The sequence below is a fragment of the Mesorhizobium sp. M0983 genome, from assembly GCF_040318975.1.
Classification (GTDB): Bacteria; Pseudomonadota; Alphaproteobacteria; order Rhizobiales; family Rhizobiaceae; genus Mesorhizobium.
This window is the reverse complement of the sequence record NZ_JAMYNH010000010.1, coordinates 87259-101251: the sequence shown is the minus strand read 5'-3', so window position 1 is coordinate 101251 and position 13993 is coordinate 87259. Positions and strand designations below refer to the sequence as shown.

The 13993-nt window shown below is 59.7% G+C and carries 15 protein-coding genes and 1 tRNA gene; 7 read left to right on the top strand and 9 right to left on the bottom strand.

Annotation, left to right across the window (positions count from 1 at the left end; all coding sequences use genetic code 11):
* Positions 1-93: 93 nt before the first annotated feature.
* A complete protein-coding gene (locus NKH71_RS19500) occupies positions 94-1014 on the top strand; it encodes a zinc-binding dehydrogenase (RefSeq protein ID WP_352791073.1) in 921 nt (306 codons plus the stop codon).
* A 537-nt stretch (positions 1015-1551) separates the two neighbouring features.
* On the opposite strand, the gene NKH71_RS19495 is transcribed toward NKH71_RS19500, so the two are convergent.
* From NKH71_RS19495 to NKH71_RS19485, 3 genes are all read right to left on the bottom strand, one after another.
* A complete protein-coding gene (locus tag NKH71_RS19495; protein WP_352791067.1) occupies positions 1552-4119 on the bottom strand; it encodes a TIR domain-containing protein in 2568 nt (855 codons plus the stop codon).
* Positions 4120-4914: 795 nt separating this feature from the next.
* Positions 4915-5637: a hypothetical protein gene (locus tag NKH71_RS19490; RefSeq protein ID WP_352791066.1), complete on the bottom strand. Its 723-nt coding sequence runs from the start codon at positions 5635-5637 to the stop codon at positions 4915-4917.
* Between the two features lie 11 nt (positions 5638-5648).
* On the bottom strand, positions 5649-6155 hold the full coding sequence (locus NKH71_RS19485; protein WP_352791064.1) for a Panacea domain-containing protein: 507 nt from the start codon (positions 6153-6155) through the stop codon (positions 5649-5651).
* Positions 6156-6437: 282 nt separating this feature from the next.
* Here NKH71_RS19485 and NKH71_RS19480 point away from each other — a divergent pair.
* Positions 6438-6514: transfer RNA gene (locus NKH71_RS19480), tRNA-Arg, on the top strand.
* A 160-nt stretch (positions 6515-6674) separates the two neighbouring features.
* A complete protein-coding gene (locus NKH71_RS19475) occupies positions 6675-6908 on the top strand; it encodes a hypothetical protein (RefSeq protein WP_352791062.1) in 234 nt (77 codons plus the stop codon).
* A 10-nt stretch (positions 6909-6918) separates the two neighbouring features.
* On the opposite strand, the gene NKH71_RS19470 is transcribed toward NKH71_RS19475, so the two are convergent.
* Positions 6919-7227 carry a hypothetical protein gene (locus NKH71_RS19470; RefSeq protein ID WP_352791060.1) on the bottom strand — a complete coding sequence of 103 codons (309 nt, stop codon included), beginning with the start codon at positions 7225-7227 and terminating at the stop codon, positions 6919-6921.
* Positions 7228-7301: 74 nt separating this feature from the next.
* On the bottom strand, positions 7302-7820 hold the full coding sequence (locus tag NKH71_RS19465) for a metallophosphoesterase (protein WP_352591929.1): 519 nt from the start codon (positions 7818-7820) through the stop codon (positions 7302-7304).
* Positions 7821-8074: 254 nt separating this feature from the next.
* Between NKH71_RS19465 and NKH71_RS19460 the strand changes: the two genes are divergently transcribed.
* Both NKH71_RS19460 and NKH71_RS19455 read left to right on the top strand, forming a co-directional pair.
* Positions 8075-8404, top strand: coding sequence for a hypothetical protein (locus tag NKH71_RS19460; RefSeq protein ID WP_352895280.1), 330 nt, complete (start codon positions 8075-8077; stop codon positions 8402-8404).
* Between the two features lie 94 nt (positions 8405-8498).
* Positions 8499-9047 (top strand): DNA-3-methyladenine glycosylase, encoded by a 549-nt coding sequence (locus NKH71_RS19455; protein ID WP_023720477.1) that lies wholly within the window; start codon positions 8499-8501, stop codon positions 9045-9047.
* Positions 9048-9080: 33 nt separating this feature from the next.
* Here NKH71_RS19455 and NKH71_RS19450 read toward each other — a convergent pair whose 3' ends face one another.
* On the bottom strand, positions 9081-9347 hold the full coding sequence (locus tag NKH71_RS19450; RefSeq protein ID WP_023720478.1) for a DUF3606 domain-containing protein: 267 nt from the start codon (positions 9345-9347) through the stop codon (positions 9081-9083).
* A 169-nt stretch (positions 9348-9516) separates the two neighbouring features.
* Between NKH71_RS19450 and NKH71_RS19445 the strand changes: the two genes are divergently transcribed.
* A complete protein-coding gene (locus NKH71_RS19445; protein WP_352591932.1) occupies positions 9517-10035 on the top strand; it encodes an EF-hand domain-containing protein in 519 nt (172 codons plus the stop codon).
* A 179-nt stretch (positions 10036-10214) separates the two neighbouring features.
* Positions 10215-10556, top strand: coding sequence for an antibiotic biosynthesis monooxygenase family protein (locus NKH71_RS19440; RefSeq protein WP_352791057.1), 342 nt, complete (start codon positions 10215-10217; stop codon positions 10554-10556).
* 31 nt (positions 10557-10587) lie between these two features.
* On the opposite strand, the gene NKH71_RS19435 is transcribed toward NKH71_RS19440, so the two are convergent.
* Genes NKH71_RS19435 through NKH71_RS19425 form a run of 3 tightly spaced genes read right to left on the bottom strand, consistent with a single transcriptional unit; the run spans position 10588 to position 13992 of the window.
* Positions 10588-11421 (bottom strand): SMP-30/gluconolactonase/LRE family protein, encoded by an 834-nt coding sequence (locus tag NKH71_RS19435; RefSeq protein WP_352791056.1) that lies wholly within the window; start codon positions 11419-11421, stop codon positions 10588-10590.
* A 13-nt stretch (positions 11422-11434) separates the two neighbouring features.
* Positions 11435-13210 (bottom strand): CoA-transferase, encoded by a 1776-nt coding sequence (locus NKH71_RS19430; protein ID WP_352895279.1) that lies wholly within the window; start codon positions 13208-13210, stop codon positions 11435-11437.
* On the bottom strand, positions 13207-13992 hold the full coding sequence (locus NKH71_RS19425; RefSeq protein ID WP_352895278.1) for an enoyl-CoA hydratase/isomerase family protein: 786 nt from the start codon (positions 13990-13992) through the stop codon (positions 13207-13209). The genes NKH71_RS19430 and NKH71_RS19425 overlap by 4 nt, the downstream gene beginning before the upstream one ends.
* Between the last annotated feature and the right edge of the window lies 1 nt (position 13993).

Genomic DNA, 13993 nt, shown 5'->3' with positions numbered 1-13993 from the left:
GCGGCTGGGCTCCGAGACCCTCCGCCCCGCGCCTGTCCCTCCAAGCCGGGCACGTCCGAGGCATGGCACGCCGCAGCAAGGAGGCATGACGCCATGCTCGCCTTGGTCACATCTTCCGATAGCGCCACCGGGCTGAAGCTCGCCGAGCTTGGCGAGCCCGAGCCCGCCCCGCACGAGGCGCTGGTCTCAGTCCGGGCAGTCTCGCTGAATCGCGGCGAACTGCGCCTGCTCAACATCCGCCCGAACGGCTGGGTGCCTGGCCAGGACGTCGCCGGGGTCGTCGAGCGTGCTGCGGCCGACGGCTCCGGGCCGGCCGTCGGCGCCCGGGTTGCGGCGCTGGTCGACGAGGCCGGGTGGGCCGAAAATGTCGCCGTTCCAACCGACCACCTCGCCGTGCTGCCGGACGATGTCAGCTTCGTCGCCGCCGCCACCGTTCCGGTCGCCGGCACGACCGCGCTGCGGACCCTGCGCCACGGCGGCGACCTGGCCGGCCGGCGGGTCCTAATTACCGGCGCAAGCGGCGCGGTCGGCCGTTTCCAGATCCAGATCGCCCGCCAGCAGGGCGCGTCGGTGGTGGCGGTCGCCGCCACCCGGCATGCCGACGATCTCCGCGGCCTCGGAGCCGAGCGCGTCGTCGAAAGGATCGAGCTGGCCGACGGACTGTTCTCGCTGATTACCGAGTCGGTCGGCGGCGACAGCCTCGCCCACGCCATCGAACGCGTCGCGCCCGGCGGAACCGTCGTCATGTTCGGCTCGAGCAGCGGCGAACTCACGCCGATCGGCTTCCGCCAGTTCGTTCCGGGTCACGAAGGCGCGCGGCTGCAGACCTTCGCCTACTACACTTCCGGTCCGGAGGTTGGCGCCGACATCGGCTCGCTGCTCGCGCTGATCGCAGCCGGCCGGCTCGAAACGCGCGTGGTCCTGACCGTGCCGTGGCGGGACGTCGGCCAAGCCCTCGACGCGCTGCGGCAGCGCAGCATCAGCGGCAAGGCAGTGCTCACCATGACGGAATGAGCAGGCGCGGCCGCCGGACGGGACACCGTCTGGGCTGCTACGGCAATCTGAGCCCGTCCGCGATTGCCCGTTGAAGCCGGCGCCTGCTTCCGCTAAGAAGCCGTGGCTGGCCGGTTACCCGGCTGGTTCGTTTTCCGGATCACCGATCCTGAAAGCACCCGTAGCTCAGCTGGATAGAGCGCTGCCCTCCGAAGCGTGCCGGTGGAAATTGCATTCAAAACCGGGGAGCTTTGCCTGGCTTAGGTTTCCGAAAAAGCCTGCGATCTCAGAACGTCAGCGTCGCCGTCAACGGCACGATCCCGCCACTCGCAGGCTACCTGTCCGGATATTGCCATCGTGATCTGAGAGCGTCCTCCTCGCTTGCAGGATCGGCAAGCTACGATTGAGAGTATCTCTGCGGCCAACATGGGCTTGTGCCCAAGCGATCCACTCCTGAATTTCGGCCCCGTGTTCCGACCTCGATCAGCCGGCTCTTAACAGCATCGATATACGTGCAGATGCATGCTGGCGAAGCGAATCCTATCGGAATCGTGCCTCTTAAGCGTCCCGAAAGCCCTCCGGAACCTTGACGCTCAGCACCATGATCTCCAGCAGCCGCCTATCAATGTCCGCTAGCGCGGCTGCATCGCGGGTAACCTCCTCGCTTGCCTTTTTCGAGTTAAGGGCACGTTGTTCCAGTGCTAGATCGAAGTAGTCCTTGCGACTGATCTGGCTTATTAGAGCCAAGGCTGTCTTCCAATCGCCTTCAGACAGGGCCATCCTTGCTTGAAGTTGCCACGCATCAAACTGCCGTCCGGCCGAAATGGCCAGTTCGACGGTTTGGGGCAATGAGGAAGCGTCTCCCCTCTCTATCGATATAGCACACTCGAATAGCGCGATGCTAAGCTGGTTGACGCGAGGAGACTCTCTTGCCTTCTCAAGATGTTTGAGCGCTGTGTCAAAACGCCCCTCTCGAAGCGAGCGCCCCGCCAAATAGAGTGCAACGTTTCCGAACTCGTCGGAAACTTTCTGAAGCTGCGCCTCCAGCTCTTCCGCCTCTTTGTTGAGCCGCATACCCCTGAGAGCTCTTATTTTCAGGACAAGTAAGCTAGAGTCTCTGAACAGCTGGGCTTCAGGAAGCCTCCCCAAAACTTCATAAGCCTCATGAAAACTTTGGCGCCTGATATAAGACTTTGCTAGAAGGCGTGTATTCCTAACCCTGAAGTGTTTTAGTTTCAGAGCCTTCTCCAGATTGACTACCGCCTTGTCATAATTCTTTTCAGAGTAGAACGCGTAGCTGCCAATTAAGTAATATACGGACGGAAGAGCCTTTTTGCTCATAAAATCGATTATGTCATCGGGATATTGTCCGCCGCGTATAGCAGCGTCGCCGCCCGTGAATAGGATTTGCTCTACAGCATCATCTGATGCCTTCATCACAAATGCTAATTTGGAGAGATTATATATCCGAATGTATTTTTCTTGGTTCTTACCTTTCATAGCACGAACTGCCAAAAATTGCTCTTGAACCAGGCTGAGCAGTGACGCGCTAGTCAATATTCCTTTAAGCTCCTTCGGCAAATCGCCTCCGGTCTCAACCACCGATATGATCAGCGCATCAATAAGCTCCGATTCGAGAACGCCTTCTTTGACCTGTTCCTGTATAATGTCACGGACGTTTTTGAATATCTCGGTCGCTCGCAACCCCGGCAATCTCTTAATCCGAGATGACACCACCTCCGGAACGCGATAGTATCCGCCATCACCAAGTATAACCAACGAGTAATCTAGCAGACCCCATATTTCCTGCGTTAAGTTCGATCTATTCGTATCGTTGAACACCTTTTCAAGCACCGAAAAGGGCAATCGAGGGAACCAACCAAGAACCTCAAGTAGCGATTCTTGCAGAACTGTCAAAGATTTACTCTGAAATATGCTTTCCAAGGTTCGATCTTGGAAGGCGTATATTGGAGTCGGGTTAGAGTTTATCGTATCAAAACTCATTCCTCCATTGGTTAGAAATGATACGTAGTGCGCCGTCGCCGGATGGCCTCTGATCTTTGTCGCTATATATGCGGAAAGATTTGCGTCGAAAAATCTTCGATCCGTCTTTTTACTCAGAATATACTGAATATCTTCATCGGTTAACTCGGCAACTTCGAATTGCATCACATTCAGAAACTGAGCTGTTTCTTCTGGTGGAAGGCGCCGCTCAGAGATGTATATGATACGCAGATTTCTAACTGCTTGTGATGATTTGAATAAGGTGGAAATCCACGGTTTCAGCTGTCGAGATCGGTCTCTAAGCCCCCATCTGGTCTTTAGCACCACGACCTGGTTCAAATCCGCCCAATGACTGAGCGCCTTTAAAATCAGCTCAACTTGCCTGTCCACGTCGAGGCCCTGAAAGGCGGCGATCTGCCTTTCGATCTCTTCTTTCGACATTGCACCGTCAAGGTCTTCTTTGAGACGCAGGTAGAGATCAACGGCATCAGCCATATCAGGTAGGTCGAAGGCCGGACCAGCTGGACGCATTGCGGAGAACGAACTCTCGACTACGCTGGTGGCGAATGTCGTTCTTCCCATACCGGGCAGGCCGGACAAGATGATGTGCTGGACAGGGGTTCCTATGCGGGAAGGCGCAGACAACAGCTCAAGCTCGACACGCCTTAACAGGGCTTCTCGACCCACAAAGATCTCGCGAGCATCTTTCTGTTCACGAATAGACATCGTTTGGAGATGGATAATAGTTCTAACAATATCGCTGGCACGGTAAGCCGGCGTTGTCGTCATATACTGCTGCATCCACAGCGGAAGCGTTTTATATGACTCTTCATATAGCGGACAAACGAGAATCTTTACACCGGTTTTTATGATTGAATGTATTCTGGCCAAATCTTGTTCAAAATTAACCCACGGTTTATTTGAATGTGGCGAGTGGAAGAAAACGAAAACCGCGGACTTTTCAATTCCAGATTCCATGGCTTCGATGGTCTTTTCGCCCGCATCGATGCTTCGGACATCATAAAAGACACCAGCCGCATCTAGCCGATCATAAATAGTGCGAACAAATTCTTTGTCCTCAGATGCGTGGGATAGAAATATGTTCCCTCGTATGGCGTTCATAATGCAATCCGTCTCGTTCACCAGCGCACTTTGGACTAGGATTAGGAGATGTCGCGTAAAAGCGGAAGCCCTACGATTCCGATTGGTAGGCGAATTGGATAGCGAGCACGAGCAGTATTAGGATGCCGGAACTGAAGGGAGCTATAAGCGACAGCTGGCTGCCTAATTAATGCAGCGCTCTCTCGCCTCTCCAGCTGTCCGGAAGTCCTTGATCCCACTGGTGGCCCATAGCGCTTGCTAAGGCCCTGCAGAGCGCCCCAGACGATTGCGGCACGCTCTGATCACACTCGACATCGGAAACCTTCTTGGCGGCGTCTGAGGGGCGTCCTACGCGTCAGAGGCACAAACCAAGGAGGTGCTTCATGGCGACGATCAGACGGCTACGCGGCAAATGGCAAGCGCAGGTCAGACGTAAGGGGATTCCGCCACGAGCCAAGTAGCCTGCCCGACCCGCGCTCCGCTGAACAGATGACCGTCCGCTGGCGCACAAGAGCAAGAAAAAGCGCCTCAAAAAGGAGCGTCAGCCGCAGCGGCCAAGAGTTCTGACGTATACTCAAACAATCCGAACTATTGCATCTTTTGACGTGGCACGGATGCAAGGTCAGCTAGCGCAACTCCCGATCACGCAGACCCCGGAAGCTCATTGCACACCGACCAGGTCCGTGCACATCCGAAACCGACCAAGCTACCGCGCTGTCAACGATCTCGCTTACGAGCCTGGGGCGAGTCCATGGTGCCCAAGGCCCGTTAAAGTGATTGATGGTCAAGCCTTCCGAACAATAACTTTCAGCGCATCTAGTCGAAAAGCCCTGGCTGATTTGGATCGGGCGCACGATCGTCCTGCCGTCCGCCGGGAGGGGGCGGGCGGGGCCCCGCAAGCTCTTCAAGCGCCCGGAAGTAGCCTGCGGCAAAGCACTCCAGCATTTCGGTCTTGCGGTGGTTATCCAAGCGGGGAATGTCGCGAGCATCGATAACGCGAAGCTCGCGCGCCTGCTTTGGACTGGGACAACTAAAATCCAAAATCTCGAACCGCGCCGTTTCTAAATCAGGGTCCTGCATCAAAATCTCGTCGACCAGCGTGACGAACAACGAAAGCCGGTCATTCGCAAGGGGGTTCTTACGCCAGAAGCTGAACCAAGGGAAATAGAGTTGGCCTCCGACGCCGTAAATCATTGGCGGCTCGAACGGCACCATAAGTCCGCGCCCAACTGGATAGTAGCGTTTGTCGATAGTCTGAAAGAAATCAGGAGACACGCCTGAGAAATGGTCACGGATAAGCGGCAGCACGCCGAGCAAGTTCTGGCGAACTTTTTCACGTTTGATTTTCTGAATGCCCTTCACAACATCGTCGTAAGGAACACCAAGCACCAACATGTCGCGGACAGCGCCATAGAGCGGGTTGTAATTGAACCGCGGTGGGTTGAGCGCCAGTCGGACCAGCGCGCGTGCGACGACGTTGGGGTCACTGCGCCAATTGCGGGCAAGATGCTGGATAGAGGGAATGCGTAAGTCTGCCATATGGTGTATACCTATTGAACAGAGAAGGGACATGCTACCTTTGAATAAAAATCTTTAATCGAAGCATTATCTATCTTCATTCCCGGATTTACTTGCCCTCCGTGGTTCCATACAGAATACCATGGGCCTCCCTCGGCATGACTAAGTTCTACTAGATCGCCCGCGCGGAGCCTGGAGTAAAATGCAGCAATCGTATGCAACAGCGACTCAGTCTGTGCGTCGACATTATACGGAACAATCTCGTGTTTGCCATTCGCAGGATTGATTTGCGTGGCGCGACTCACAATTGGCAACCTGTCGTAATTTTTGAACTCTCGATAAAGATAGGGTAGAACTGGCCCGTATTCCCAAGCCTCGAATTTATGTCGGATTAGCGGACGATTCAGCTCGATCAACGACCATACGTGGCAAAAATAGACGATCTTCTGCAATGCAAGGTTGGTGACCGTCCGGTCATTCCTGGCGCAGAAGTCGAGTATGAAATTTGCGATCGCGCGTCCGTCGTAGCCATCTGACATATCATGTTCCTTGTCTGTTCTTATAACCAGATTCGCCTGGAGGCAATGGCCGATAGCTCGCGTCCACAAAAGGCTCACGGCAGTAGAAGCGGATATATCGAAACCGAGCCAGTCACCCCCGGCACATTATCGGCGCACCCAACAGGATTCCAACCCCGTGACCTCTCCAGAGGAGGTAGGCGCCATTCCATTTCGCCGTTGAAGCCCGTCGCTGCTTCCGCTAAGAAGCCGGGGCTGGCCGGTTTACCGGCTGGTTTGTTTTCCGGATCGCCGATCCTGAAGGCACCCGTAGCTCAGCTGGATAGAGCGCTGCCCTCCGAAGGCAGAGGTCACAGGTTCGAATCCTGTCGGGTGCGCCAACTTGCGATTTTGCCATCACCATTTCGGCCGTATCTTGTCTCATAAGCGGGAAATCAAATCCAGTACTCCGGTTCCTGACGATCACCGTCGATCTCAACAACCGCCTGGAACTCAATCGGCCTCAAATTTGTTCGTGAGATAGATCGAAGGGAGAGCCCCGTGCCTGCACCGCCCGAAATGGATGTTGTCCTCGAACAGCTGCCTTTGAGGATCGGCGCCTATATCCCCGATGACTTGCTGGAGGACTGGTTTGCGCCGGGAACCGGCATGAACCCGGTCAGCAAGGAGGCGCTTGCCGCCGCGAAGAATTACGGTTGGCTTTTCGAATGCGAGTTCAAGCACTACCCCGACCGCAAGGAGGGCGTGTTCTGGAAGTGGGTGCCGGCGATCTGACCGGCGCTTCTCAGCCTATCGGCGTCATCACCTTGCCGGTTCCGCCGCATTCGGGGCAGGTGCGGCCGTCGATCATGCCTGACCCCGCACAGCGGCGGCAAATATTCTCGCCAGCGCCGGGAATGCCTGCGGGAACTTCGTCCGCGTTGGTTTGGCCGGCTTGCCCGGGGTTGCCCAGCAGCTTGTTTCTCAGCCGGGCGACCCAGCCTTCGTCGACCTCGAGCGGCCTGCTGCTATCGTCCGGCAGGCCTTCGCCGGATTGGCCGATGGTTTCATTGCGCGGCCGGTCATTCATGCCTGTCGTGATCTTCTGAGCCATTGCCGTTGCCTTTACGCCTTGCAATTTTTCGAACGCCTCAGCTCCGCGGAGGTTCCGGTTGCGGCCAGCCGCCTTCAGCCGGGTTTTGTCCGCGCCGGCCGGCGGCCGCGGCTGGCGAGGATGGCGGGAAGCGTGACCGGACGAAAATCCCAGCTGTCGACACCGACGTCATACTGGCGCGTGACCGGGGTGAGCCGGCCGTGCGAATGGCCATGCAGGTCGATCGACCTCCGGCCGATCTGGTTCCAGGTGCGAAAAGGATAGTGGCAAAGGATCAGCAGACTGCCGTCGAGGCTCAGCTCCTTGTAATGTTGCGTGCTCGCCCAACCCGTCGCGTCAATGGTGGTCGCAGCATCGTTGTTGCCGATGATCAAGTGCTTGCTGCCATGAAGAGACGACAGCAGCGACGACACGAAGGACGCCGAGCCCTTGGCAAAATCGCCGAGGTGCCAGACCTCGTCGTCCGGGCCGACAGTCTCGTTCCAGAACGCAATGAGCGCCCGATCATGCTCCGCCAGCGAGCCGAACGGGCGGCGGTCGATGCGCAGAATGCGCGGGTCGCTGAAATGCGTGTCGGCGGTGAAGTAGATCATGCGCGCTCGTTGGGGCCTGTTGTCGAACTGCCGCGCATGTAGGCGCGTGGCGCACCAAGTCCATCTTGCTCTCCCCAATGCTTGCTCAACCCGCTCGATCGTCGGTTGTTCCTGTAAACAGGCCTGGGCGGCTTCCGCTCGTTGGAACATTAAGAAGGGGGAACTTTAAGAAGGGGGAACTTTGAAACGTGGGAACTTTGAAATGAGACGCAGGTTAGAATGCTTGAGGCCGATGCTCTGAAAGGACCTCGACGATGACCGACGCAGCACCTGTTGGGCGAAGCCCGGCTCAAGCGCGGGGCGATATCGACGCCGGGCGCGGAGGGGATAAGACACCGGGGATCGACTCAGCCGCGGCTCCCATGGAGACGGACGCGGAATCGGCCGGCAGCGTTCCGGCAAAGGATCGGTCTGCGCCTCATGAAAAGCCGGAGTTCACCAACCAGGCGAGCTATGCCAATGCGATGCGTCCGCTGAAGGATGAGCCCGACGTCCAACCGAGTAGATATGGGCCAGTCATGGTGATTGCCGCCATCGTCGTGCTGGCCGCGGCGGTTTTCATCGGCGCAGCCCTGCTGCGCTGAATATCGCATATCGGAGAGCAGTGGCTGGACATTTCGTGTCCGGTCCAGGAACGTGCTGCCGCGCCAGGTTGAGGCGCGATCCGTCCGGTGCACTTTGACCACGAACCATCAATTCTTTGCCCGAGACGCCACCATCGTGGCGCGTGACATGATTGGCGCCACGCTGCTTTTGCACGGCGTTGGCGGCATCATCGTCGAGACCGAAGCCTATCGTCCGGATGACCCGGCTTCGCATGCTTTCGGTGGCAGGACGGTGCGCAATGGCGCAATGTTCGGCGCCCCGGGCAGCGCCTATGTCTATCGCTCCTATGGCCTGCATTGGTGCCTCAATGCCGTCTGCCTGCCCGGCAGTGCCGTGCTTATCCGCGCAATCGAACCGCAATCCGGGCTGGAGGTGATGCGGGCCAATCGCGGCCTTGACGATCCCGGGCTGCTTTGTTCGGGACCGGGTCGCCTTTGCCAGGCGCTGGCAATCGACAAATCCCATGACGGGCTGCCGCTGGACGTGCCGCCATTCGAATTCAGGCGGCCGGGCGACGCCAGCGCCATTCTTACAGGCCGCCGGATCGGCATTTCCAAGGCTGTCGATGCGGAGTGGCGGTTCGGCCTTCGTGGCTCGGATTATTTGAGCCGTAAGTTCTGACGCCTGCGGCAGCGGCAGAGCAGCTGCCTGGCATCACTCGTCGGGTTTGCCGAGATGCATAGGCGTTCTCTGTTGGCGGGCTTCGCTGGTCACCTCGTCCGCTCCGGCAGGTGAAATCCCTCGCAACGCCTTCGCGGCTTCGATCAGGCGCCCGCGATCATTGCCGAAGCTCTTGATCAGCTGGCGGACCTGGTCGGCGGTGATGCCGTTCTGTTGGGCAAAATACTCGACTTCACGTTCATCTTCCGCGGAAACGCGATCGCGGTCGCGGAAATCTCGCTTGCTCTTATCGTCAGCCATTTTTTCCTCCTGGTGGAGCTTCGCATCAATGGCAACGTGGGCAAGCCGCTTTCGTTGCCGCGATCGGGCGGACTTTTGTGCGGCCGTGCCGACTGCCCAGGAACCATGAGGCGAGCAGCCGGTTTGGCTTGGATGCAGCAGCCACCAATTCATACCGATGGAGATTACGATGACGCTCGCAAGCAAAACCACAGTAGTTGCCGCGGCGCTGGCTATGTTGGCCGCGCCGGCATTCGGCCAGACGAGCCCACCTGCGCCCGCAACGCCGGCACCGGATCGTGGCGCCGAACAGTCGCCCGGAATGAACGGGCAGAGCAAGGATGCCATGCGCGATATGATGCGCCAGATGATGACCGAGATGCTGGAGGAGAGAATGCAAGAGGATCGCGCGCCCCGGGCGGAACGGCGCGGTCGCGACCGCCGGCATCGCGACTACAGGATGGGCCCGCCTGACCGAGGCTGGGAGACGGGTGGCCGCGGTGGCATGGGACGGGGGATGCATGGCGCGAGGATGCGAATGATGTTCGCCATAGTCGATGCCGACGGCGACGGCGCGCTTTCTCAGAGCGAAGTCCAGGATTTCGTCGGGCGGATATTCAACGCCGTCGATGAGGACGGCGACGACAGCGTCGACATGCAGGAAATCCGATCCTTCTTCCATGGAGGGGGCGCCGAGGATCAGGAGTAAGTCTCCTAGCGGTCGGCAAGGAAGCCCTATCTGGGCAGCCCACCTACGTCGACCGGGAGGATGAAAACCGCCGCTGGCAACCGGATACCGGGTTGCCCAGCAGGGAAGATGCGTTGCTTGGCTGGCCTTGCCAGGCTGAATGCCGGGTCGGAACCATTCGAGACAGCAGGAATTTGGCAATGACGGAGAAAGCTACACAGAAAACCCCCACGATCGCCCGTGTCTGGCGTGGCAGAACCTTGCCTGAGAAGGCCGACGCCTATGAAAGCTACAATTACGAGGCCGGCATCAAGCCGCTGGTCGAGAAGGCGCTGGGCGTGCAGACCTTTCGCGAGGACACGCCGACCCATTCGGAATTCGTGACGATTTCCTATTGGGAAAATGTCGAGGCGATGGCGGCGTTTACCGGTGGCGATCCGACAAAAATCCACCATCTCGAGCGGGACGAAGAGTTCCTGATCGAGCTGCCGTCGCGGGTGCAGGTGTTGCGCATCCGCTCCAGTCACGGCCGCCTGCAATAGCCCTGAGGAGCGCCGCCCTGTTCGGCCCGACCTAATAAATCGCCGTCAGGTCGATTTCGGTAATGTGCCAGCGGCCGAGATTTGAGGTGTAAAGCCTGTCGCCCTTGAAGGCGATGTTGGTGGGATGGGCGAGCGTCGTTGCCGCCGGATCCTCGACCAGCACCTCGAGCCCGCGATCTTTTCGCCAGCGATAGATACGGCTGGGCTCGTAGCATGAGATGAACAGCGAACCGTCCGGCGCGAAGGCGACGCCATCGGGAACATTGTTCACGCCCTCCACAACGAGCTGGCGAGACCCTGCCTTGCCGTCGGCAAGGATCGGTACATAGCTGACGCAGGCTGCATGGCTTTCCACCACATAAAGCCCGCTCCCATCCGGCGCCATCGCCATGCCGTTGGCGAAGGCCATGGCCTCGCTACACCACAGGCCGCCTTCGCCCATCTGCAAATCATAGCGGAAGATGCCGGAGCGGTTGTCTTCGCCGAGGCTGTCGGAAACGTAGAGCCAGCCTCGTGTCTCGTCGACGATCGGATAGTTCGGCACGCGGATGCCAGCCGAGGCGAAGCGCTCCATATGACCCGTTCCGGCATTCCAGCGAAAGATCGCCGAATGTCTCAAATCGCAGGCAAAACAGTTTCCCGCGCTATCGAAGGCGATGCCGAGCAGAAAGCCGTCCGTGCCGCCCATGTGCTCGACGGAGCCGCCATCAGCGGCGAGGCGCAGCAGGTCGCCGGTTTCGGTGCCGCACCAGATCGAGCCGTCGCGATGGATAGCCACGCCTTCCGGATGGGCGACGCGCGGGCTGGTGAAGATGCCGTCGAAGAAGACCTTCGCGGCCGACATTTCGAGCAACGGCTTTGCCATGCGCCACCCCTCTTCAGCCTGTTGCGGTATGCGACCGCTGCACGGCAATACAGCGCTCGACCATCAGCCGGTCGGCCGCCAGGATCTCGGCGATGAGCGCGCCACGCTCCTTGGCGCTGACGAATTCGAGACGGCGCAGGCCGAGCGGGTCGATCCGGTTTCGCAGGATGTCGAGCGTCTCGTTCGAGGGCAGCGGAACCTCGCGGCAATCGGCATCGAATGTCAGGGCAAAGCCGGTGACATCCTGGATCTGCTGGCGCGTCACGCCCGGCATGGTCTCGACGATAACCAATTGCCGGCTCTCCCGGTCGAGCCGAAAGATGCAAAGGTCGGTGAACACCAGCGCCGCCCCGGTCCGATAGCCCATCGGGTCGCGTTCGGCCTCTGTCAGCAAGCCGCGCGCGGAGCTGGCGATCTCGACGGTGTCGACCAGCGACTGCGGGGAGTGGCGCGGGATGTAGAGCAGATAATCGCGATGCATGTTGGCGACATCAGCCATGCCGCCCTGCCCGGGCAGCCGGATGAGGCTGCCGTCGCGCTTGCGCAGCGCAATGGTGTTGACGCGCCCGCGTCGGTCGACCTGCGCGGCACCGACGATCTCATGCGTCACGGCGCCGGCCTGATAATAGGTCGAATAGGTGTCGTCGCCGCCGGCATGGGCCACCGCCGTCCCGCAATCGAGGCTTTCGATCAGCGACAGGATCATCGGGCTCGGCGCTATGTCGAGATGGCCGCAACTCATCGTCGCGATGATCATGTCCGGCGCGTGCGTCGCCTTGGCCAGCCGGTAGGCGACATTGGCCAGCGGCGACACGGCGCCGGCGCTGGCAAAGCTGTCATTGTCGAGCTCGGCGGCGATGCGGGCAGCGATGATCTCGTCGATGGATGCCTTCTTTTCGCCGTGCACGACCCCGGGCATTGCGAGGACTGTTTCAGCGCGGACTTTCGCAGCGTCTTGAACCCGCTCCGGCACACCTTCCGAAGGCACGCTCAGGCTGTCCGCCAAAGGTATCTCCTTGGCCGCCAACGCTCCCGCCAACGCTTGATAATCCGTCACATAGAATGGCAGGCAGGAGGCGGGATAGGCGCCGCCTGGCGCCAGCGCTATGGCCGACACCTGGTTGCGGGTCAAAATGTTTTGGCGACCAGCATGGCGCAGCGCTCCGACCGGGACGATTTCCTCGACCGTGACCAGCACCTGGCGCGCCGCGCCGGCCATGGCGAAATCCAGCGCTCGTGGTCCGATGATCTGGACATTGCCGCTCTCGTCGGCACGCTGGGCATGGACGACGAACGTATCGAGCCGCAAGGCCGGGATCATGCCGGTGACGGTTTTGGCGATCGGATCGGGCGCGGCGATCGCGCCGGGCACGCGCGCCAGCATGTCAGAACCCTGCGGAAGCTGAAACGGCATCGACGGCAGGTTCTGCTGCCCCGCCCGCAGCGCCTGGATCATGGCCAGCGCCGTCCAGTCGCGGACCGGCACGGCATTGGTCTCGGCAGTCGCGCGGAAGCGCGGCGGCAAGCCAAAAATATCGAGGCTGGAAAAGCAGATATCGACCTCCGCCACGGCATTCGCTTCGAGAAGCAGCTCGAGCGGCAGGCCGCCGGCCCAGCAGACATAGCGAAGATCCTTGACGCCCAAGCTGGCGATGGCCCGCAACAAGGCGATCGGCAGCCGGGCAAAATGATGGCCACCGACACCGAAGACGTCGCCGCCGCCGACCATCGCGGCCAGGCCCTCGACATCGGTGAAGCGCGGCCGGTTTTGCTTGACCAGGGACGTCATTTCGCAGCCTTCGGCCGCGTCGCGCTCTTTTCAGCAAATTCCTTGACGCGCCGCTGGCCGGTCTCGCTGCGGTACAGGCCACCCAGGACATCGCGCTCCATGGCAAGGCCGTCGGCCAGATCGCCCGACACGGCATGCGCGGTCAGCGCTTTCAGCCCTTCGATCGCTGCGGCCGGTTCGGCGGCGATCATCTCGGCGAGCTCCAGCACCCGCGGCATCAGCCTTTCGGCATCGACGATCTCGTTGACCAGGCCGGCGCCGACGAACTCGGAAGCCGGCACGATGGCGCCGGTCATCAGCAGAAAATTGGCGCGGTTGCGGCCGAGCTTCTGGACACTGCGCTGGGTGCCGCCGCCGCCGGGGACCAGCCCGAGCTTGATCTCGGGCAGGCCGAGCTTCGCGAACTGGTTGGCGATGACGATGTCGCAGCACAGCACCAGCTCCATGCCGCCGCCGAGCGCAAAACCGTTGACCGCGGCGATGACCGGCTTGCGGTTCTGCTCGACCGCCGCATACATGCGTGTGCCGGCGGCCTGGAAGGCGTCGAACTCTGCAGCTGTCTGGGCAGCATATTCTTTGGTGTCGGCGCCGGCCATAAAGCCGCGCCCCTCGCCGGTCACCACGATCGCGCCGACGCCGTCATTCTTCGACAACGCCTCGAAAACTTCGGTGATCTCGCTTTGCATCAGCCGGTTCATCGCGTTGAGCTGATCGGCGCGCCGGAAGGTGACGACCGCGACGCGCCCGGATATTTCCAAACTGAGTGTCTGGTAAACGCTCATC